Origin of the sequence: Micromonospora sp. NBC_00617 (assembly GCF_045161355.1) — a bacterium.
Taxonomy (GTDB): domain Bacteria; phylum Actinomycetota; class Actinomycetes; order Mycobacteriales; family Micromonosporaceae; genus Micromonospora.
The window spans coordinates 5,483,628-5,501,994 of the sequence record NZ_CP107751.1; the positions used below are offsets into that span (position 1 = coordinate 5,483,628).

Here is an 18,367-nt window from a genome sequence, read left to right on the forward strand (position 1 = left end):
TCACCGGTCACAACCTCCCATGACCGGGTCCAGCGAGGCGCCGCCGGCGATCACGTCGGCGATGAGGCCACCCTCGGCCATCGCCGGGAGGGCCTGGAGGTTGACGAAGCTCGGCTCCCGGTAGTGCACCCGGTACGGCCGGGTGCCGCCGTCGGAGACCGCGTGCACGCCCAACTCGCCGCGCGGCGACTCGATGCCGACGTACACCTGGCCGGGCGGAACCCGGAAGCCCTCGGTCACCAGCTTGAAGTGGTGGATCAGCGATTCCATTGACTGACCCATGATCTTCGCGACGTGCTCCAGCGAGTTGCCCATGCCGTCGACGCCGATGGCGAGCTGCGCGGGCCACGCGATCTTGCGGTCGGCGACCATCACCGGGCCCGGCCGCAACCGGTCCAACGCCTGCTCGACCAGCTTCATCGACTCGCGGATCTCGGCGAGACGCACCTGGTAGCGGCCCCACACGTCGCCGTCGGGGTGGGTCGGCACGTCGAACTCGTACGTCTCGTAGCCGCAATACGGCATGGTCTTGCGCAGGTCCCAGGCGAGCCCGGCCGAGCGCAGCACCGGACCGGTGATGCCGAGCGCCACGCAGCCGGTCACGTCCAGCACCGCGACGTTCTTCGTCCGTTCGAGCCAGATGGGCTGACCGGAGAGCAGGTCCTCGTACTCCTTGAGCTTCTTCGGCATCATCTTCAGGAACTCGCGGATCTTGACGATCGCCTCGTCCGGCACGTCCTGCGCGACACCGCCCGGCCGGACGTACGCGTGGTTCATCCGCAGGCCGGTGATGGTCTCGAAGATGTCGAGGATGTACTCCCGCTCGCGGAAGCCGTACAGCATGATCGAGATGGCGCCCAGCTCCATGCCGGTGGTGGCCAGCCAGACCAGGTGCGACGAGATCCGGTTGAGCTCCATCATCAGCACGCGGATGGTGGTGGCGCGCTCGGTGACGTCGTCGGTGATGCCGAGCAGCTTCTCGACCGCGAGCGCGTACGCCGTCTCGTTGAAGATCGGAGCGAGGTAGTCCATCCGGGTCACGAACGTCGAACCCTGGACCCAGTTGCGGTACTCAAGGTTCTTCTCGATGCCGGTGTGCAGGTAGCCGACGACGGAGCGGCACTCGCGGACCGTCTCGCCCTCCAACTCCAGGATCAGCCGGAGCACGCCGTGCGTGGACGGGTGCTGCGGGCCCATGTTGACGACGATCCGCTCGTCGTTGATCGGGTCGGTGCCCGAGACGACCGTGTCCCAGTCCCCACCGGTGACGGTGAAGACCCGACCCTCGGTGGTCTCGCGTTCGGTCGCGTAGTTCGACGTGGTCACAGTGCTAGCCCTCCGTTCGCGACTCGGCTGGTCCCGGCCCGCGACTGCGGGGCTCGCTCCGCTCGCTCCTCGCGCGGGCGGATGGGGCGCCGACCCCCTGCACTCCTCGCGCTCACTGGTACGACCTCCTGCGGTCCGGCGGCGGGATCTCGGCGCCCTTGTACTCGACAGGCACGCCACCGAGCGGGTAGTCCTTGCGCTGCGGGTGGCCTTCCCAGTCGTCCGGCATGAGAATCCGGGTCAGGTTGGGGTGGCCGTCGAAGACGATGCCGAACATGTCGTACGCCTCCCGCTCCTGCCAGTCCGCCGTCGGGTAGATGGCGGTGACGCTGGGCAGGTGCGGCGCTTCGACGGAGACCGCGGCCTCCAGCCGGACCCGACGCCGGTAGGTCATCGAGGTGAGCAGGTAGACCACGTGCAGCCGGCGCTCGTCGGCGCCGAGGTAGTCCACCCCGGACACCGAGGAGCACAGCTCGAAGCGCAGCGCCAGGTCGTCCCGCAGCACCTGGCAGACCTCGGCGATCCGCTCCGGGCGGACGTGCAGGGTCAACTCACCCCGGTCGACGACCACCTTCTCGATCGCGTCGCCGAAGGCCGGGTACGCCTCTTCGAGGGCGTCGCGGACCTCGTCGAAGTAGCCCCCGTACGGGCGGGACGCCTCCTCGATGGGCTGGCGCTGGCGGACCAGGCCGCCGTAGCCGGACACGTCACCCGTGCCCTGGTTGCCGAACATGCCGCGCCCCGCCGGGCTGGACGGCGGGTATTCGGCCGGGGCGGTGCCGCTGGCGCCGGCCGGGGTGACCGGCACCGGCACACCCCCGTCGTTGGTCTTGTCGTTCGGTGCGGTCACTTCGGGCCCCTGTGCGCGTGAAGGTGGTTCTGGGCGTTCATCCAGTTCTCGATCCGCAACTGCTCCTCGCGCCCCTCGCGGACCGCCTGCGTCCACTCGGCCCGCCGGGCCTTGTCGTTGCGGTACGAAGACGGCATGGAGCCGTACGGCACGACCGGAACGTCGCCGCGCTCCTGGCGGGCGGCCAGCATCTTGCGACCGTTCGGGCCCAGCGGCTCGTACATGATCTTCTCGCGGAGCTTGAGGATCGCGTCGATGAGCATCTCCGGGCGGGGCGGGCAGCCCGGCAGGTACATGTCGACCGGCACGACGTGGTCGACGCCCTGCACGATCGCGTAGTTGTTGAACATGCCGCCGCTGCTGGCGCAGACGCCCATGGAGAGCACCCAGCGCGGCTCGGCCATCTGGTCGTAGATCTGGCGCAGCACCGGTGCCATCTTCTGGCTCACCCGGCCGGCCACGATCATCAGGTCGGCCTGCCGGGGCGAGGCCCGGAAGACCTCCATGCCCCAGCGGCCCATGTCGTAGTGCGGACCACCGGCGGCCATCATCTCGATGGCGCAGCAGGCCAGGCCGAAGGTGGCGCCCCACACGGACGACTTCCGGGACCAGTTGACCAGCTTCTCCACCGAGGTGAGCAGGACGCCGGCGGGGAGCTTCTCCTCGATGCCCATCTGACGTTCCTTCCTCAGTCCCAGTCCAGGCCGCCGCGCCGCCACACATAGGCGTACGCGACGAAGACCGCGACGATGAACAGGACCATCTCCACGAAGCCGAAGATCGGCAGAGCGTCGAACGAGACCGCCCAGGGGTAGAGGAAGATGATCTCGATGTCGAAGACGATGAAGAGCATCGCCGTCAGGTAGAACTTGATCGGGAACCGCCCGCCGCCGACCGGCTGGGGGCTGGGCTCGATGCCGCACTCGTAAGCCTCGAGTTTGGCCTTGTTGTATCGACGGGGACCAGCGAAGCGGGCGGCGCCGACAGAGAACAGCGAGAACGCCGCGGCGAGGGCGAACAGCCCGATGATCGGTGCGTAAGGCGAGAGCGACATCGTTTTCTCCTGCTCGTCCTTCCCTGCCCTCAGTGCTTGACGAAAATCACACTATTCACGTCCCTCGCGGTGGCTGCCGGCGGGGGTCGATCTTTGTCGGCGTCGGGGCCGTGACCAGCACCGATGCTGTCCTGTCTAGACCGCTGGCGCGGCCTTCGTCAGCGCGTTGATGACCCGATCCATCGCGTCCCCGCCTCGAGGGTCGGTCAGATTGGCCAGCAACTTGAGGACGAAGCGCATCAGCGTCGGGTGGGGCATGCCGTGCTTGGTGGCGATCCGCATGATCTCCGGGCGGCCGATCAGCTTCACGAAGATGCCGCCCAGCCGGTAGTAGCCACCGAGCCGGGCCTTCAGCTCGTTCGGGTACGCCAGTAGCGCCCGCTCCCGCTCCGGCCCGGCGGGACGCGCGAGGGCCTGCACCGCCACCTCCGCGGCCAGCTCGCCGGACTCCATGGCGTACGCGATGCCCTCGCCGTTGAACGGGTTGACCATCCCGCCGGAGTCACCGACGAGCAGGACGCCGCGGGTGTAGTGCGGCACCCGGTTGAAGCCCATCGGCAGCGCGGCGCCGAGGATCGGACCGTCGGCGTTGGCCTCGTCGGTCATGCCCCACTCGGCGGGGGTGTTGGCGAGCCAGTCGGTGAGCAGCCGGCGGTAGTTGGTCTTGCCGAACGCGGACGACGAGTTGAGCACGCCGAGGCCGACGTTGACCCGCCCGTCACCGAGCCCGAAGATCCAGCCGTACCCGGGCAGCAGGTTGTCGCCGCTGTCCTTGCTGCGCAGCTCCAGCCACGACTCCAGGTAGTCGTCGTCGTGCTTGACCGGGGAGTGGTAGTAGCGGCGGACGGCCACGCCGATCGGCCGGTCCTCCCGCTTGGCCAGCCCGAGCGCGAGCGGGAACCGACCGGAGACCCCGTCGGCCGCCACGACCAGCGGGGCGTGGAAGGTGGCGGGCTCCTTGCCGGGCCCCACCTCCGCCTCGACGCCGGTCACCCGGCCGTCGCCGTCGACCACCGGGCCCAGCACGTTGACGTTGGTCCGCAGTTTGGCGCCGGCCGCGACCGCCCGCTGGGCGAGCAGGTCGTCGAAGTCCAGTCGGGTGCGGACCAGGCCGTAGTTGGGGAAGCTGGCCAGCTCGGGCCAGTCCAGTTCCAGCCGTACGCCGCCGCCGATCACCCGCAGGCCGCGGTTGTGCAGCCAGCCGGCCTCGGGCGAGGTGTCCACGCCCATCCGGATGAGCTGACGCACCGCGCGCGGGGTCAGCCCGTCGCCGCAGACCTTTTCCCGGGGGAACTCGGTCTTCTCCAACACCAACACCCGTACGCCGTGCCGGGCCAGGTGGTACGCAGTCGCCGATCCACCGGGACCGGCGCCAACGACGATGACGTCGGCGTCATGTTCCACCGCGGTCATTCGCGCCTCCTCCCGCACGCTCGTGAAATGCTTCACAAGCCAGACGGGACGAGTGTATGACCGGCGTCATACCAGCGCAGGATCAGGGGTACCTAACTCGACGATGTGACAGCCGGCGACCGTCCACAGCAGGTGAGTGTCAGGCCGATCGGGAGGCGTCCAAGCCCGCGTCGACCCGGATCGCCTCCGGCAGATGCTCCCGCAGCGCGCCGCCGGCCGCCCGGTCCAGCGCGGCCAGCACCTCGGCGACCACCTGCCGCACGTCCGCCGGATCCGCGCCGGCCAGCGCGCGCAGCTGCGCGATGAGTTCGGCCGCGTCGTCGTCGGTGGCGGCCACCGGGTCCGCCGGGTCTGCTCCGGTCATGCGGACGAGCGTACGGGGCAAAGTGGACTAAAGTTGGATATTCCTGAAACGCGTCTCCGCGTCTCCGCGCTACTCGCGGATGCCCCGGTGCAGCGCGACCACGCCGCCGGTCAGGTTGCGCCACGCCACCCGACCCCACCCGGCCGCGGCGACCCGCCCGGCCAGCGCGGCCTGGTCCGGCCAGGCCCGGACCGACTCGGCCAGGTAGACGTACGCCTCGGGGTTGCTCGACACCGCGCGGGCGACCACCGGCAGCGACCGCATCAGGTACGACAGGTAGACCGTCCGGAAGGCCGGGTTGACCGGGGTGCTGAACTCGCACACCACCAGCCGTCCACCCGGCCGGGTGACCCGGGCCAGCTCGCGCAGGGCCGCGTCGGTGTCGTTGACGTTGCGCAGCGCGAACGAGATGGTCACCGCGTCGAAGCTCGCGTCGGCGAACGGCAGTCGCAGCGCGTCCCCGGCCAGCAGCGGCACCTCGGGACGGACCCGCTTGCCCGCGTACAGCATGCCCAGCGACAGATCCGCGCCCACCGCGTACGCCCCGGACTGCGCCAACTCCTGGGTCGAGACGCCGGTGCCCGCGCCCACGTCCAGCACCCGCTCACCCGGTCGCAACCCGAGCGCCGCCCGGGTGGACCGACGCCAGGAGCGGTCCTGGCCGAAGGAGAGCACCGTGTTGGTCAGGTCGTAACGCTCCGCCACGCCGTCGAACATCGCGGCGACCTCGTGCGGCTGCTTGTCCAGACTGGCGCGCTGGCCCTGCGGTGTACGGCTCACCCGCCCCACTCTGCCAGCCACGCCCAAGCCCTCGGCCGCTGGGTCCGCGTACCCCACGGCAACCGGAAGCGTCGACTCGCCCGCCAGCGGCGGACGACCGCCTGGCCCGGCATGCGAAAGGGCGGGGTGGTCGCCCACCCCGCCCTCACGTCGTGCCTACGTCAGATCGTGCCTACGTCAGTCGGTCGAGGTCTCGTCGCCCGGGGCGACCAGGACGACCTTGCGACGGCGGGAGAGCACCAGCAGCGCCCCGCCCGCGAGCAGGATCAGACCGCCGATGCCGCCGATCAGGCCGACCTGCACACCGGTCACCGGCAGACCACCGCCACCGGAACCACCGCCACCGGTGGTCGGCGACGTGGTCGTGCCCGGCGTCGTCGTGCCGCCCGGCGTCGGAGGCGCCGTCGGGGTGGCCGTCGGGTTGGCCGTCGGGGTCGGCGTGGCGGTCGGGGTCGGCTGCGCGCTCAGGTCGACGAAGACGTCGAACTGCGCGGTGTTGTCCACCTCGTCGGTCTCGGTGAACGCCCGGCGCTGCGCGCTGGATGCCACCTTCGGCTGCTCCTCGGGGCTACCCTCGGCGGCCTGCAGGCCGGCGGCCCAGAGGAAACCGGGCCGGAGCACCGGCTCGGTGACGTCCGCGCCGACCTTCACCCGCACGTCGGCGGTGTAGAACTGCCCCGGCTTCAGCACCACGCCGGTGTCCTCGCAGTACGCGTTCGCGAACCCACCCAGCGGCTGCTCGACGCAGCCGTCCGGCAGCTTGGCGAAGGTGACGCCCGCCGGCAGGGTGATGCCGTACGCCACGCCGGTCGCCTTGCGGCTGCCGTCGTTGTAGACCGCCCAGTCGAGCGGCGCGGTCTCGCCGAGCTTGACCGGCTTGAGACCGGACTCGCCGGCCTCGTCGCCGTCCACCGTCACGTCGGCGTAGACATCCTGCACCCAGGAGGTCAGGTCGTAACCGGGCTTGGCCACGGTGATGTCGTGCCGCACCTTGTTGTCGCGTGGGTTGGGGTCGGCGGTGGCCGAGCTGATGGTGACCACCAGCGTGCCGGCGTCACCGCGACCGCCGGTCGAGAAGATCGGGATGCCGAAGTCCTCGGTGGTGCCGGCCGCCAGATCGCCGAGCAGGCAGGTGAAGGTCGTTCCGGTGACGTCGCACCCGACCGGGGTGAGCACGCCGACCTTGCGGTTCTTCAGGCCCTTCGTCTCCACGGTGACCCGGACGTCCTTGGCGTCGACAGTGCTGCGGGTGTTGTCGACCTGAAACTTGAACGGCTTCGCCTTGGCCGCCTTGACGCCCTGGGCCAGCTCGTAGCTGAGGGGCACCAGGGCCAGGTCGGCCTGGTCGGCGGCCTGCGCCGGGGCGGCAACGGTGGCCACGCCACCGGCCGCCAGCAGGGCCACGACACCGGCACGCGCCAGAGCCGAGCGGTGGAACGCTGTCATCAGTCCCCCGGGGGGTAGGGAAGGAGAAATGAATGGTTGCGGGAACGAGCGGACGTTATCGAAGGTCGATCTTCCGCGCCAGCGCGGGCGACAAATTTCAGCCGTCCGGTCTGGACCCGGCAAACGGTACGGGCGGAATGGTCACCCATCCCGCCCGTACCGCCGTGCGTTATATGAACGACCCTCATGGGCCGATGGAGGACAAGTCCCCTGACCAGCCCATCAGATCACCGTCACCCGGGCGGTCGGGCCGATTCCAGCGATCCGTGCCACCCGTGGTGACGACGGATATGAGGCGGGACGGTAGCCGTCGACGATCATCTCCACCACCCCCGTGGCGGGCAGCCTGACGGTGCGGCGGCGGGGACCACCCGTACCGCCGCCGCAGCCGGGCGGGAGCATGACCCCCGGTCAGCCGAACGGCCGGGGCGGGATCAACCTCAGTTGACCTCGACCAGCGGCAGCGAGCGGCCCGCGCCGCCGCCGGGCAGCGCGATGGAGGAGAAGTGCGAGACCACCCGCTCGTCAATCGGGTCGTCGGCCGGCGTGTGGTGCACCGCCAAACGGTTGTAGAGGGTGTCCCGCTGGGCCGGAATCCGGTCGGCGGAGCGGATCATGCCGATCAGCTCGTGCAGGTTGGAGCGGTGCCGGGCGCCGGCCGAGGAGATGACGTTCTCCTCCAGCATGATCGAGCCGAGGTCGTCCACGCCCATGTGCAGCGACAACTGCCCGACGTCCTTGCCGGTGGTCAGCCAGGACGCCTGCAGGTGCGGGACGGTCTCGAAGAAGAGCCGGGCCACCGCGACGAGGCGCAGGTACTCCAGCGTGGTCGCCTGGGTGCGGCCCTTGAGGTGGTTGTTCTCCGGCTGGTACGTCCACGGGATGAACGACCGGAAACCGCGGGTGCGGTCCTGCACGTCGCGGATCATGCGCAGGTGCTCGATCCGCTCGGCGTGCGTCTCACCGGTGCCCATCATCATGGTGGCGGTCGACTCGATGCCCTGCCGGTGGGCCAGCTCCATGACCTCCAGCCAGCGCTCACCCGACTCCTTGAGCGGCGCGATGGCCTTGCGCGGGCGCTCCGGCAGCATCTCCGCGCCAGCGCCCGCGATCGAGTCCAGACCGGCGGCCTTGATCCGGGCGATGGCCTCGTCCAGGCTCACTCCGGACACCTTGGCCATGTGCAGGATTTCGCTCGGCCCGATCGAGTGGATGACCAACTGCGGGTACGCCTGCTTGACCGAGGAGAACAGCTCCTCGTAGTACTCGACGCCGTAGTCCGGGTGGTGGCCGCCCTGGAGCATCACCTGGGTCGCGCCCAGCTCGACCGCCTCGCCGCAGCGACGCAGGATCTCCTCGGTCGGGTGGGTCCACCCCTCGGCGTGCTTCGGCGCCCGGTAGAACGCGCAGAACTTGCACGCCGTCACACAGACGTTCGTGTAGTTGATGTTGCGATCGATCAGGTAGGTGACGACGTTGTCCGGGTAGCGCCGCCGGCGCACCGCGTCCGCCGCCTCACCCAGCGCGTGGAAGGGCGCCTCGGTGTAGAGCAGCAGGGCCTCCTCAGGCGTGATCCGCCCGCCGTCCGCGCCACGCTGCAGGATGTCGTCGATCTCCCGGCTCACCGTCACGCCTCCGAGCCTACGCCCGCCCCGCGCCCTCTCCCGGACGGGTGCTGACGGCTGTGATCCGCTCCGCACACCTGCGGTCGGGCCCGCGCCGCACCTGGCCGAGGTGTCAAGACGGCGTCGGCGCCTTGACGTCGGCCCCGACCCACACCCGCCCCCGCGAGCCTGTCGAGCTGCCCCAACTGTGGGGCGGCGCGCGCTCGGCGGGGCCCCAGCACCGGTCCGCCACACCGTTGGCGGTCCTGACTGCCCCATCTCTGGGGCAGCTCGACAGGCTTTGCATCGACAGTCAACCATCCGGCACGCCACCCCGTCCGCAGGTGGGCCGTCAGGCGTCGTAGTCGACCGTGAGCCTGTCGGTGGTCGGGCTGGACTGGCAGGTCAGCACATAGCCGGCGGCCAGCTCGTCGGGCTCCAGGGCGTAGTTGCGGGCCATCGTCACCGACCCGTCGACGACCTTCGCCTTGCAGGTCGAGCAGACCCCGCCCTTGCAGGCGTACGGCAGCTCGCCGCGCACCTTCAGCGCGGCGTCCAGCACCCGCTCCTCGCGGCCCATCGTGAAGCTCGACGACCGACCGTCCAGCACGATGGTGACGTCCGTCCCGGTGCCCGGCTGGTCGACGGGACGGGCCACCGGCTCCGGTGGCGCGTCGACGTGGAACAGTTCGGTGTGCACCGCCGACTCCGGCAGCCCGCGCGCGGTCAGCACGTCCCGGGCGTCGACCACCATGCCGTACGGGCCGCAGAGGAACCACTCCTCGATGGCCTCGCCCGGCACGATGGTGCCCAGCAGGCGCTCCAGCCGTTCGGCGTCGATCCGCCCGGACAGCAGCGGCGACTCACCCTGCTCCCGGGACAGCACGTGCACCAGGTGCAGCCGGGTGGGGTAGCGGTCCTTCAGGTCGGCCAACTCCTCGGCGAACATGACCCGGTTGGCCGTGCGGTTGCCGTACACCAGGGTGAAGGTGCTGGCCGGCTCGACGGCCAGGGCCGTCCCGACGAGCGCGAGCACCGGGGTGATGCCGGACCCGGCGACGACCGCGCCGTAGTGCCGCGCCCGGTCCGCCGCGAACGTCGTGGTGAAGGTGCCCAGCGGCGTCATCACCTCGACGGTGTCGCCGCGGCGCAGCGCGCCGCAGGCGAACGCCGAGAACGCGCCGCCGGGGATCTCCCGCACCCCGATCCGCAGCCGGCCGTGCCGGGCCAGGTCGTCGGGGGTGGAGCAGATGGAGTACGACCGGCGCACGTCGTCGCCGTCGTCGGTCACCCGCCGCACGGTGAGGTGCTGACCGGCGCGGAACGCGAACGCCTCCCGCAACTCCTGCGGTACGGCGAAGGTGACCGCGACCGAGTCGTCGGTGAGCCGGTCGACGGCGGCGACGGGCAGCGGGTGGAAGGCCGGCCGGCGGCGGACCGGTCGGGAGATGGTGACTGTCACAGCGCCTTCAGGTGGTCGAAGGGTTCGGAGCAGGAACGGCAACGCCACAGCGCCTTGCAGGCGGTCGAGCCGAACCGGCTGACCTGCTCGGTCTCCGGCGATCCGCACTGCGGGCAACGGACCGCGAGGGTCAACGACACGACACCGGCGGCGGGCACCGGGGCTGGCGGGGCGATCCCGGCGGCGGCGAGCTTGGCCCGCCCACCCGCGGAGATCCAGTCGGTGCTCCACGGTGGGCTGTAGATGGTCCGGACCTCCGCGTCGGCGTGGCCGGCGGCGGCGAGCGCCCGCTGGATGTCGGCCCGGATCACGTCCATCGCCGGGCAGCCGGTGTAGGTCGGGGTGATGGTGACGGTGACCCGGCCACTGGTCGGGTCCTCCTCGACCGCCCGCAGGATGCCCAGCTCGTCGATGGTGATCACCCGGATCTCCGGGTCCACCACCGACGCGGCCGCGTCCCTGGGGTTCACCACTTCGCCCCGGGATGGGCGCGGTGCAGCACCTGCATCTCGGCGAGCAGGTAGGACAGGTGCTCGGTGTGCACGCCCGCCCGCCCGCCCGTCGGCGCCCAGCCGCGCTCCGGGCGGGTGAGCGTCGCCTCGGCCAGCACCGGGCCGACGGTCTCGTCGAACGCCGCCCGCAGGCCCGCCGGGTCGACCGGCGCCGCCGGGTCCGCGGCGAACAGCTCGTGGGTGTACGGCCAGACGTGGTCGACGGCCTCCTGCATCCGGCGGTGCGACTCCTCGGTGCCGTCGCCGAGCCGCCTGACCCACAGCGCGCCGTGGTCCAGGTGGTACGCCGACTCCTTGCGCGCCTTCGCGCCGATGGCGGCCAGCCGCTCGTCCGGGCAGGACGCGAGCGCGGTGTAGAGCGGCAACTGGTACGCCGCGAGGAAGAACAGCTTCGCCATGGTCACCGCGAAGTCGCCGTTGGGCAGCTCGACCAGCAGCACGTTGCGGAACTCGCGGTCGTCACGCAGGTACGCCAGCGCGTCCTCGTCCCGACCTGCCGCCTCCAGCTCACCCGCGTACGACAACAGCAGGCGGGCCGCGCCGAGCTGGTCGAGGGCGATGTTGGCGAGCGCGATGTCCTCTTCCATCTCCGGCGCGCGGGTCGTCCACTCGGCCAGCCGCTGCGCGGCGATCAGCGCGTCGTCGCCGAGGGCGAGGGCGAAGCCGAACGGCCCGTTCACAGGTGTGCCACCCCGTCCGGCACCTCGTAGAAGGTGGGATGGCGGTAGACCTTGTCGGCGGCCGGGTCGAAGAAGGCGTCCTTCTCGTCCGGGCTGGACGCGGTGATCGCGCCCGCCGGCACCACCCAGATCGACACGCCCTCCTGCCGGCGGGTGTAGAGGTCGCGGGCGTTGCGCAGGGCCAGCTCGGCGTCCGGGGCGTGCAGGCTGCCGACGTGGGTGTGCGACAGCCCACGTCGCGCCCGCACGAAGACCTCCCACAGAGGCGAGTACTCGTTGCTCACGCGGCCACCTTCTCCCTCTTGTCCGCTCGCTTGGCGGCGTACGCCGCGGCGGCCTCGCGTACCCATGCGCCGTCGGCGTGGGCGGCCCGGCGGTGCGCCATCCGCTCCCGGTTGCACGGCCCGTTGCCCTTGATGACCTGCATCAGCTCGTCGTAGTCGGGCTGGGTGTAGTCGTACGCCTGCCGTTCCTCGTTCCAGCGCAGGTCGTCGTCGGGGATGCGCAGCCCGAGGATCTCCGCCTGCTGGACGCACATGTCGACGAAGCGTTGGCGCAGGTCGTCGTTGGAGAAGCGCTTGATCTTCCAGGCCATCGACTGGGCGGAGTGGGTGGAGTCACCGTCCGGCGGGCCGAACATGGCCAGCGACGGGTACCACCAGCGGTCCACCGCGTCCTGGGCCATGGCCTGCTGCGCCGGGGTGCCGTGCGCCAGGGTGTGCAGGATCTCGTAGCCCTGGCGCTGGTGGAACGACTCCTCCTTGCAGACCCGGATCATCGCCCGCGCGTACGGGCCGTAGGAGCACCGGCACAGCGGCACCTGGTTGACGATCGCCGCGCCGTCCACCAGCCAGCCGATCGCCCCCACGTCAGCCCACGTCAGCGTGGGGTAGTTGAAGATCGAGCTGTACTTCTGCTTACCGTCGAGCAGCAGCTGGACCAGTTCGTCGCGGCTGATGCCGAGGGTCTCGGCGGCGGCGTAGAGGTAGAGCCCGTGGCCCGCCTCGTCCTGGACCTTGGCCAGCAGGATCGCCTTGCGCTTGAGCGAGGGCGCCCGACTGATCCAGTTGCCCTCCGGCTGCATGCCGATGATCTCGGAGTGGGCGTGCTGGGCGATCTGCCGGATCAACGTCCGGCGGTACGCCTCGGGCATCCAGTCGCGCGGCTCGATCTTCTGCTCCGCGTCGACCACCTCGGTGAAGTACGCGGCCAGGTCCTCGTCCGGCGCGGGGCCGCCGCGGCGCTCACGCGCCGCGGCGGCCCGCAGCTCCGCCTCGGCGGCCTCGACCTCGCCGAGCAGGCCAGCGCCGGGCGCGTCGTCCGGTGCGTCGCCAGGGGCGGAGAAGTCGTTGCCATACATGCGGACAAGTGTTACAGCTTGCACCCCAATGCACCAGGGGGTGTAACAGGAAACCCGAATGGCGTTCCGTCACCGATGGGCAGTTCCTGGCTACGCATCGTGAGCCGGCTTCTATGACTTGAGTCACGGGGAGAAGATGAAACCCCCCAGAAGCCGCATACCAGCGGGATTTTCCACCGATTTGGCACGTTGCCTGGTGTCTAACCCTGGCGCTCGGCCTGTCCGGACGTAGACTTCTGCCGGTCACACGATCGGCTGCCCCCACGCCGTCTCCACAGAGGCCACCTCCCCCGGCCTTGGCGCACGCACCGGTCGTCCCGGACAACGAAGCCGGTCCCCCGGCCCTGATATCTGGAGCTCACCCAACTCATGCGATCTCGCGTGACCATGGTGTTCGCCGTCGTGGCTGTCCTTCTCGGTGGCGCCCTTCTGGTCCCCGCCGCGTACGCCCGGCTCTCCACCGACGACAGCGCTGGCGGCGGCGGTGGCGGCGCCAGCGTCGCCGCGCCCAGGCCGACCCCGCCGCCACCGCCCACGCTGGCCGCCGGCCGGGTGTCGGTGGCCTTCAAGGGCGAGTTCTTCTCGTGGGCGCTGCTGGACCGCCAGACCGGCAAGATCTCCGGGTCGCCGAACATGGCCTCGACCAGCACGACCGAGTCGATGATCAAGGCGTGGATCGTCTCCGACTACCTGCGCCAACTCGGCCCCAAGAAGCAGCCGACCGCCGCGCTGAAGGAAGCGGCTCGGCTCGCCATCATCGAAAGCAACGACACCGCGGCGAACAAGGTCCACGCCGCCGCGGGCGGTTCGTACAAGGCGTCGACGAGCAGCACGCCCGACGCGGTGATCCAGCGGGCGATCAAGATCTGCGGACTGACCGACACCAAGCGCGGCAACGTGGACCCGTACACCGGCTACTGGAGTCAGACCCGGATGTCCCCTCGCGACGCCGCCCGGCTCGGCGACTGCATCGCCGATGGCAGGGCCGCCGGCCCGACGTGGACCAAGTGGGTGCTGGATCAGATGAGCAAGGTCCACGGCAGCACCGCGAAGAAGGACCAGAAGTCGGAGTCCGGTGGTGGCCGCTGGGGCATCATCGACGGTCTGCCGAAGTCGATCACCGCGCAGGGTCCGGTCAGCATCAAGAACGGATGGACCCCGATCAGCTACGACGGCAACTGGCACGTCAACTGCCTCGCCGTCAACGAAAAATGGAGTCTCGCGGTCATGCTGCGCTATCCGATCAGGAGCGGCCTGGACTACGGCGCGCAGGTCTGCGCCAGCGTGACCACCCAACTGGTCACCCCGCAGCCGGGCGCCGCGCTCAAGGTGCCGCAGCAGCCGGTCGGAAAGCTCTGATGGCCGGCAACCGGCGGGCCGACCGGCGCGGTGCGGGTGAGACCTCGCCGCTGCGCCTGATCGCTGTCGCGGTCATCCTCATCGGGTTGGTGCTGGTGTCGCTCCGCCTCCTGCCCGGGTCACCGTTCGAATCGACCGCCGTCGCCACGTGGGGTGATTCCGGAGCGACGACCAGCGACCGGTCCACCGGCGCGGCCACCGACCGCAGCGCCCGTCAGCCGTCCCCGCCGTCGCCGAGCCCCAGCCCCGCCCTGGCGCCGCTGCCGTTCCAGGCCAAGGACCTCGACCTCGACATCCAGGGCTGGTACTCCTGGAGCGTGCTCGACCGCCGGACCGGAAAGATCATCGGTTCGAAGAACATGAACGAGACCAGCACCACCGCCTCGATGATCAAATCCTGGATCGTCGCCGACTATCTGCGCCGCGCCGCCGACGCCGGCCAGACGCCGAGCGACGCGAAGCTCGCCGACGCCACCCGGATCATCCGGGACAGCGACAACACCCGGGCCGAGCAGTTCTACAACTCGGTCGGCCGGGACGCCTCGATCAAGCGGCTGCTCTCCATGTGCAAGCTGACCGACAGCAGCGTCGCCCCCGACAAGGGGTGGTCCCGTACGGCCCTCTCCCCCCGCGACGCCGCCCGCTTGGGCAACTGCATCGCCACCGGCACCGCCGCCGGACCGAAGTGGACCAAGTGGCTGCTCAACGAGATGAAGCTCGTCCGCGGCGCCGGTGACTTCGGCATCCGCAAGGCGTTCCCGGCCGCCGAGCAGAAGCAGATCGCCATCAAGAACGGGTGGATCGACCGGACCGCGGAGCAGGAGATGCACATCAACTGCCTGGCCATCGGCGACACCTGGACGATGGGCGTGATGGTCAAGTACCCGATCGGCCTGGGCTACGACTACGGCATGAAGAACTGCGAGAAGATCACCGAGGCGCTGCTGCGCCCCGGCACCTGATCACCCGCCGACCGCGTGCGCCCGGCCCGGCTCGGCCCGGCTGCTCAGCCGGCGAAAAACTCCGGGCCACCGTCAGGCAGCGCCGGGACCTCGCCGAGCGCGGCGACCCGCCGGGCGAACTCACGCAGCCCGGCGACCTGCCGCTCGCCGAGCGAGAAGTCCAGGGTCCGGAAGTACGTGGCGAGCGTCGCGGCGTCGAACGCCTCCCAGCGCGCTGCCGCCTCGGCGACCTGGTCCAGCTCCGCGAGGCAGAGGTCGCGCGAGCGGAGGAACGCCTCGTGCACCTCCTTCACCAGGCCCGGGTGTGCGGCGGCGAAGTCGCGGCGGACCGCCCAGACGGCGAAGACCATCGGCAGCCCGCTCCAGTCCCGCCACGCCTGCCCGAGGTCGGTCACGGTGAGGCCCCGCAACGGCGCCTCGTGGTAGGCGCGAAGCGCCACGTCCCCGATCAGCACCCCGGCGTCGGCTTCCAGCAGCATCTGGGTCAGGTCCGGAGGGCAGCGGAAGTAGTCGGGCCGCACGTCGTACCGTTCGGCGAGCAACAACTGCGCCAGCATGACCCCGGTGCGCGAGGTCGAACCGAGCGCCACCCGGGCTCCGTCCAGCTCGGCGAGGGGACGGGTGGAGACCATGTTGACCGAGAGCACCGGCCCGTCGCTGCCCACCGCCAGGTCCGGCAGGAGAAGCAGCTCGTCGGTGTGCTTCAGGTACTCCATCAGCGTGATGGGGCCGATGTCGAGGTCGCCGGCGACCAGCGCGGCGCTCAGCCGATCCGGCGAGTCCTTGTGCAGGTCGACGTCGAGGAGGGTGCCCGAGCGCATCAGCCCCCAGTAGATGGGCAGACAGTTCAGGAACTGGATGTGCCCGACCCGCGGGCGTGCGACGCGCTCAGCCATGACCCGACCGTATCCCCGGCCTCCGGCTCGGGCCCGACGGGCCGGCCTGGAGTGGCCAACCCCGCATCCGCCCCACCCGGTCGCGGACCCTCCGACGCCGTCGTTCCCTCGCGGTTGGGGCCGGTCGACTGCGGGAGCACCGGTCCAGCCGACGTGGCATGCCCCGCTGCGGCCGACTGCTCGCGCACCGACCCGCGTACCACTCTGGCGACCACCGGCACGAACACCAGCACCACCAGGAGGCCGGCCGCGCCGGCCGCCGCGATCAACGCCCGGGGCGAACCTTGCGTGAGCAGCGCACCGCCGAGCAGATAGCCGGCCATCGAGCCGCCCTGCACCGCCGCGCCAAAACTGGCGTACGCACGAGCGTGCATCGCCCCCGGCACCCGACGAGCGATGAGAAGGTTGGCGAAGACGTTCCCCGCGCCGTTCGCCGCGCCGGCCACCAGCCAGAGCGGCACCAGCACGCCCGCTGTCGGCACCAACGCGGCCAGCAGCACCATCAGGCTGCACCCGGCGAGCGCGATCAGCACCGCGCGAACCAGCGCGCTGTCGTCGTCCAGCCGGCGCGCGAGCCGCGCCGCCAGCCAGCCACCGGACAACATCCCGGCCATCCAGGCGGCACCCACGAGGCCGTACGTGGTGGCAGAGCCGTTCAGCGTCTCCCGGATGAAGAAGACCTCGATCACGTTGATGCCGCCGACCGCCGCGATCACCACGGCCGTGCTCGCCACCATGACGAGCATCAGCGGGTCCAGCCGCAGTCGCCAGCCCTCGGCCGTACCGCCCGCAGCAGGCAGCCCGGCCACGGATGGCCCGGCCACAGTCGGTCCGGCCTCGGTCTGCGGGCCTGCGGTCGGCGCTCCCGCCCCGGCAGCACTCGCCCCGGCAGCGGCGGTCCGGCGACCACCGCGCCGGGTCCGCAGCAGCAGGCCGGCCGCCACCAGCGCCAGATAGGTCGCGGCGTCGATCAGCAGCGGTACGCGGGTGCCGAACTGCCCCACGAGCAGGCCAGCCAGCACCGGGCCGCCGAGCGCGCCGAGGGAGACAGCGGTCTGACTGATCGCACTGGCGCGGGGCAGGTCGGCCGGGCGGACCATCGCCGGGAGCAGCGCGGCCAGGCAGGGCTGGGTCACCGCGAGCCCGCAGGCGAGCAGCGCGACGAGCCCGACCACCAGAACCGGGTGGGCGACGACGGCGAGCAACGTGCAGATCGCGGCCTGGGCCAGCCCGACGGTCACCAGCAGGGTACGGCTGTCGACCCGGTCGGCGATCCGGCCGGCGAGCGGTGCCAGCACCACCAGGGGCAGGGTGGCCGCGAGCAGCAGCCCCGACACGGCGAGCCCGCCGGCTCCGGCACCCTGCAGGGCCAGCGCGAGCGCGGTGGCGGCGAGGAAGTCGCCACAGATCGTGATTCCACGAGCCGAGGCGGCGAGCCACACGTCGGACCAGCGCGGCGGACCAGTTGTGAAGGACATACTTCGAAAATAATCCTTCACAACTGGTCAACACAACCCCCGTCTATGCCAGCGGCACCGTCCGGTACTGAACGGCGACGGAACGCGCGTCCGGTGGCACATCCCTGCGGTGCCGCGGGTAGTACGGCCTCAGCAGCGCCAAGACCGCTTCGTTGAGGGCGGCCAACTCCTCTGCCGTGAGCACGAGCAGCGCCTCGTTGAACAGCGCGGCGTCGTACCACTCAGGGGGTTCATCCCCGGCGCGGCGCAACCAGTCCCGGGTCCGCTCCATGGCGCGCACCGCGTGCGCCTCCACCAGGGCCTGTTCCGCGGCCCGCGCCTCGGGCCCGGCCTCGCGGCCCGCGTCGACCAGCAGGCTGGGGCTCGACGTGCGCCACACCCGTTCCCGGGCGTCCCCTCGGCTCGGCGCCTGCTCCACCAAGCCGAACTTCGCCAACGCCCGCAGGTGATAACTGGTCGCGCTCGGTGACAGCCTGACGATCTCCGCACACTCGGTGGCGGTGCCGCCACCGACTTGGCTATGGAGATACTCCATGATCGCGATCCGGGCCGGATGCGCCAGCGCCCGCATCACCTGCGGGTCGCTGACCATCCGAAGCGGCTCGGGACGGGCCTCGGTCATGCCTCCATGATCCCGGCCACCCACCCGACCCGCCATCACCCCTCGCATCCCACCCACGTCGGACGCCTCCTCGGCGGTCAGCCGACTGTCGGATGATCGCGGCATGGGCCTGCGCCGGGGATCGAACTTGGGGTCGCCGGCTGCGTCGACGCCAGTGGCGGCCTTCCTTCGCGTCACCGAGGACCGCCGGGAGTTGCGT

The 18,367-nt window shown here is 70.8% G+C and carries 19 protein-coding genes; 2 read left to right on the plus strand and 17 right to left on the minus strand.

What is annotated here, in order from left to right; translation table 11 throughout:
* The 14 genes from OG505_RS25195 to paaA all read right to left on the minus strand — a co-directional run bounded on the left by OG505_RS25195 (position 1) and on the right by paaA (position 12,851).
* Positions 1–1,326 (minus strand): NADH-quinone oxidoreductase subunit D, encoded by a 1,326-nt coding sequence (locus tag OG505_RS25195; protein WP_405428167.1) that lies wholly within the window; start codon positions 1,324–1,326, stop codon positions 1–3.
* Positions 1,327–1,438: 112 nt separating this feature from the next.
* Positions 1,439–2,176 carry an NADH-quinone oxidoreductase subunit C gene (locus OG505_RS25200; protein WP_405428169.1) on the minus strand — a complete coding sequence of 246 codons (738 nt, stop codon included), beginning with the start codon at positions 2,174–2,176 and terminating at the stop codon, positions 1,439–1,441.
* Positions 2,173–2,850, minus strand: coding sequence for an NADH-quinone oxidoreductase subunit B family protein (locus tag OG505_RS25205; protein ID WP_354853890.1), 678 nt, complete (start codon positions 2,848–2,850; stop codon positions 2,173–2,175). The genes OG505_RS25200 and OG505_RS25205 overlap by 4 nt, the downstream gene beginning before the upstream one ends.
* 14 nt (positions 2,851–2,864) lie before the next feature.
* On the minus strand, positions 2,865–3,230 hold the full coding sequence (locus OG505_RS25210; RefSeq protein ID WP_007454588.1) for an NADH-quinone oxidoreductase subunit A: 366 nt from the start codon (positions 3,228–3,230) through the stop codon (positions 2,865–2,867).
* 135 nt (positions 3,231–3,365) lie between these two features.
* Positions 3,366–4,643 (minus strand): geranylgeranyl reductase family protein, encoded by a 1,278-nt coding sequence (locus OG505_RS25215; protein ID WP_405428172.1) that lies wholly within the window; start codon positions 4,641–4,643, stop codon positions 3,366–3,368.
* Positions 4,644–4,782: 139 nt separating this feature from the next.
* Complete coding sequence (locus tag OG505_RS25220) at positions 4,783–5,007, minus strand: hypothetical protein (protein WP_357573548.1); 225 nt, start codon at positions 5,005–5,007, stop codon at positions 4,783–4,785.
* A gap of 69 nt (positions 5,008–5,076) precedes the next feature.
* Complete coding sequence (locus tag OG505_RS25225; protein WP_405428174.1) at positions 5,077–5,787, minus strand: demethylmenaquinone methyltransferase; 711 nt, start codon at positions 5,785–5,787, stop codon at positions 5,077–5,079.
* Positions 5,788–5,964: 177 nt separating this feature from the next.
* Positions 5,965–7,233, minus strand: coding sequence for an LPXTG cell wall anchor domain-containing protein (locus OG505_RS25230; protein ID WP_405428176.1), 1,269 nt, complete (start codon positions 7,231–7,233; stop codon positions 5,965–5,967).
* A 440-nt stretch (positions 7,234–7,673) separates the two neighbouring features.
* Complete coding sequence (mqnC, locus tag OG505_RS25235) at positions 7,674–8,864, minus strand: cyclic dehypoxanthinyl futalosine synthase (RefSeq protein WP_405428178.1); 1,191 nt, start codon at positions 8,862–8,864, stop codon at positions 7,674–7,676.
* A gap of 325 nt (positions 8,865–9,189) precedes the next feature.
* Positions 9,190–10,299 (minus strand): 1,2-phenylacetyl-CoA epoxidase subunit PaaE, encoded by a 1,110-nt coding sequence (gene paaE / locus OG505_RS25240; protein ID WP_405428180.1) that lies wholly within the window; start codon positions 10,297–10,299, stop codon positions 9,190–9,192.
* Positions 10,296–10,772: a 1,2-phenylacetyl-CoA epoxidase subunit PaaD gene (gene paaD, locus OG505_RS25245; protein WP_405428182.1), complete on the minus strand. Its 477-nt coding sequence runs from the start codon at positions 10,770–10,772 to the stop codon at positions 10,296–10,298. Before paaD ends, paaE begins: the two co-directional genes overlap by 4 nt.
* Positions 10,766–11,491: a 1,2-phenylacetyl-CoA epoxidase subunit PaaC gene (gene paaC, locus OG505_RS25250; RefSeq protein ID WP_405428184.1), complete on the minus strand. Its 726-nt coding sequence runs from the start codon at positions 11,489–11,491 to the stop codon at positions 10,766–10,768. The genes paaD and paaC overlap by 7 nt, the downstream gene beginning before the upstream one ends.
* Positions 11,488–11,775, minus strand: a complete 288-nt coding sequence (paaB, locus tag OG505_RS25255) for a 1,2-phenylacetyl-CoA epoxidase subunit PaaB (RefSeq protein WP_405428186.1) — start codon at positions 11,773–11,775, stop codon at positions 11,488–11,490. Before paaB ends, paaC begins: the two co-directional genes overlap by 4 nt.
* Positions 11,772–12,851, minus strand: a complete 1,080-nt coding sequence (paaA, locus tag OG505_RS25260; protein ID WP_405428188.1) for a 1,2-phenylacetyl-CoA epoxidase subunit PaaA — start codon at positions 12,849–12,851, stop codon at positions 11,772–11,774. Before paaA ends, paaB begins: the two co-directional genes overlap by 4 nt.
* 369 nt (positions 12,852–13,220) lie before the next feature.
* On the opposite strand from paaA, the gene OG505_RS25265 reads away from it, so the two are divergent.
* Both OG505_RS25265 and OG505_RS25270 read left to right on the plus strand, forming a co-directional pair.
* On the plus strand, positions 13,221–14,210 hold the full coding sequence (locus tag OG505_RS25265) for a serine hydrolase (protein ID WP_405428190.1): 990 nt from the start codon (positions 13,221–13,223) through the stop codon (positions 14,208–14,210).
* Entirely contained in the window at positions 14,210–15,172 is a 963-nt protein-coding gene (locus OG505_RS25270; protein ID WP_405428192.1) for a hypothetical protein, read from the plus strand. The genes OG505_RS25265 and OG505_RS25270 overlap by 1 nt, the downstream gene beginning before the upstream one ends.
* 44 nt (positions 15,173–15,216) lie before the next feature.
* On the opposite strand, the gene OG505_RS25275 is transcribed toward OG505_RS25270, so the two are convergent.
* Genes OG505_RS25275 through OG505_RS25285 form a run of 3 tightly spaced genes read right to left on the minus strand, consistent with a single transcriptional unit; the run spans position 15,217 to position 18,168 of the window.
* Complete coding sequence (locus OG505_RS25275; RefSeq protein ID WP_405428194.1) at positions 15,217–16,068, minus strand: menaquinone biosynthetic enzyme MqnA/MqnD family protein; 852 nt, start codon at positions 16,066–16,068, stop codon at positions 15,217–15,219.
* A complete protein-coding gene (locus OG505_RS25280; protein WP_405428196.1) occupies positions 16,020–17,546 on the minus strand; it encodes an MFS transporter in 1,527 nt (508 codons plus the stop codon). The genes OG505_RS25275 and OG505_RS25280 overlap by 49 nt, the downstream gene beginning before the upstream one ends.
* A 43-nt stretch (positions 17,547–17,589) precedes the next feature.
* On the minus strand, positions 17,590–18,168 hold the full coding sequence (locus tag OG505_RS25285) for a winged helix-turn-helix domain-containing protein (protein ID WP_405428198.1): 579 nt from the start codon (positions 18,166–18,168) through the stop codon (positions 17,590–17,592).
* Between the last annotated feature and the right edge of the window lie 199 nt (positions 18,169–18,367).

What these genes read in the sequence shown, in the direction of transcription:
- paaA (WP_405428188.1), bottom strand. Translation starts at nt 12,851, where the DNA reads ATGTATGGCAACGACTTCTCCGCCCCTGGCGACGCACCGGACGACGCG.
- OG505_RS25220 (WP_357573548.1), bottom strand. Translation starts at nt 5,007, where the DNA reads ATGACCGGAGCAGACCCGGCGGACCCGGTGGCCGCCACCGACGACGAC.
- OG505_RS25275 (WP_405428194.1), bottom strand. Translation starts at nt 16,068, where the DNA reads ATGGCTGAGCGCGTCGCACGCCCGCGGGTCGGGCACATCCAGTTCCTG.
- OG505_RS25230 (WP_405428176.1), bottom strand. Translation starts at nt 7,233, where the DNA reads ATGACAGCGTTCCACCGCTCGGCTCTGGCGCGTGCCGGTGTCGTGGCC.
- OG505_RS25265 (WP_405428190.1), top strand. Translation starts at nt 13,221, where the DNA reads ATGCGATCTCGCGTGACCATGGTGTTCGCCGTCGTGGCTGTCCTTCTC.
- OG505_RS25270 (WP_405428192.1), top strand. Translation starts at nt 14,210, where the DNA reads ATGGCCGGCAACCGGCGGGCCGACCGGCGCGGTGCGGGTGAGACCTCG.
- OG505_RS25205 (WP_354853890.1), bottom strand. Translation starts at nt 2,850, where the DNA reads ATGGGCATCGAGGAGAAGCTCCCCGCCGGCGTCCTGCTCACCTCGGTG.
- OG505_RS25280 (WP_405428196.1), bottom strand. Translation starts at nt 17,546, where the DNA reads ATGTCCTTCACAACTGGTCCGCCGCGCTGGTCCGACGTGTGGCTCGCC.
- OG505_RS25210 (WP_007454588.1), bottom strand. Translation starts at nt 3,230, where the DNA reads ATGTCGCTCTCGCCTTACGCACCGATCATCGGGCTGTTCGCCCTCGCC.
- OG505_RS25215 (WP_405428172.1), bottom strand. Translation starts at nt 4,643, where the DNA reads ATGACCGCGGTGGAACATGACGCCGACGTCATCGTCGTTGGCGCCGGT.
- OG505_RS25285 (WP_405428198.1), bottom strand. Translation starts at nt 18,168, where the DNA reads ATGACCGAGGCCCGTCCCGAGCCGCTTCGGATGGTCAGCGACCCGCAG.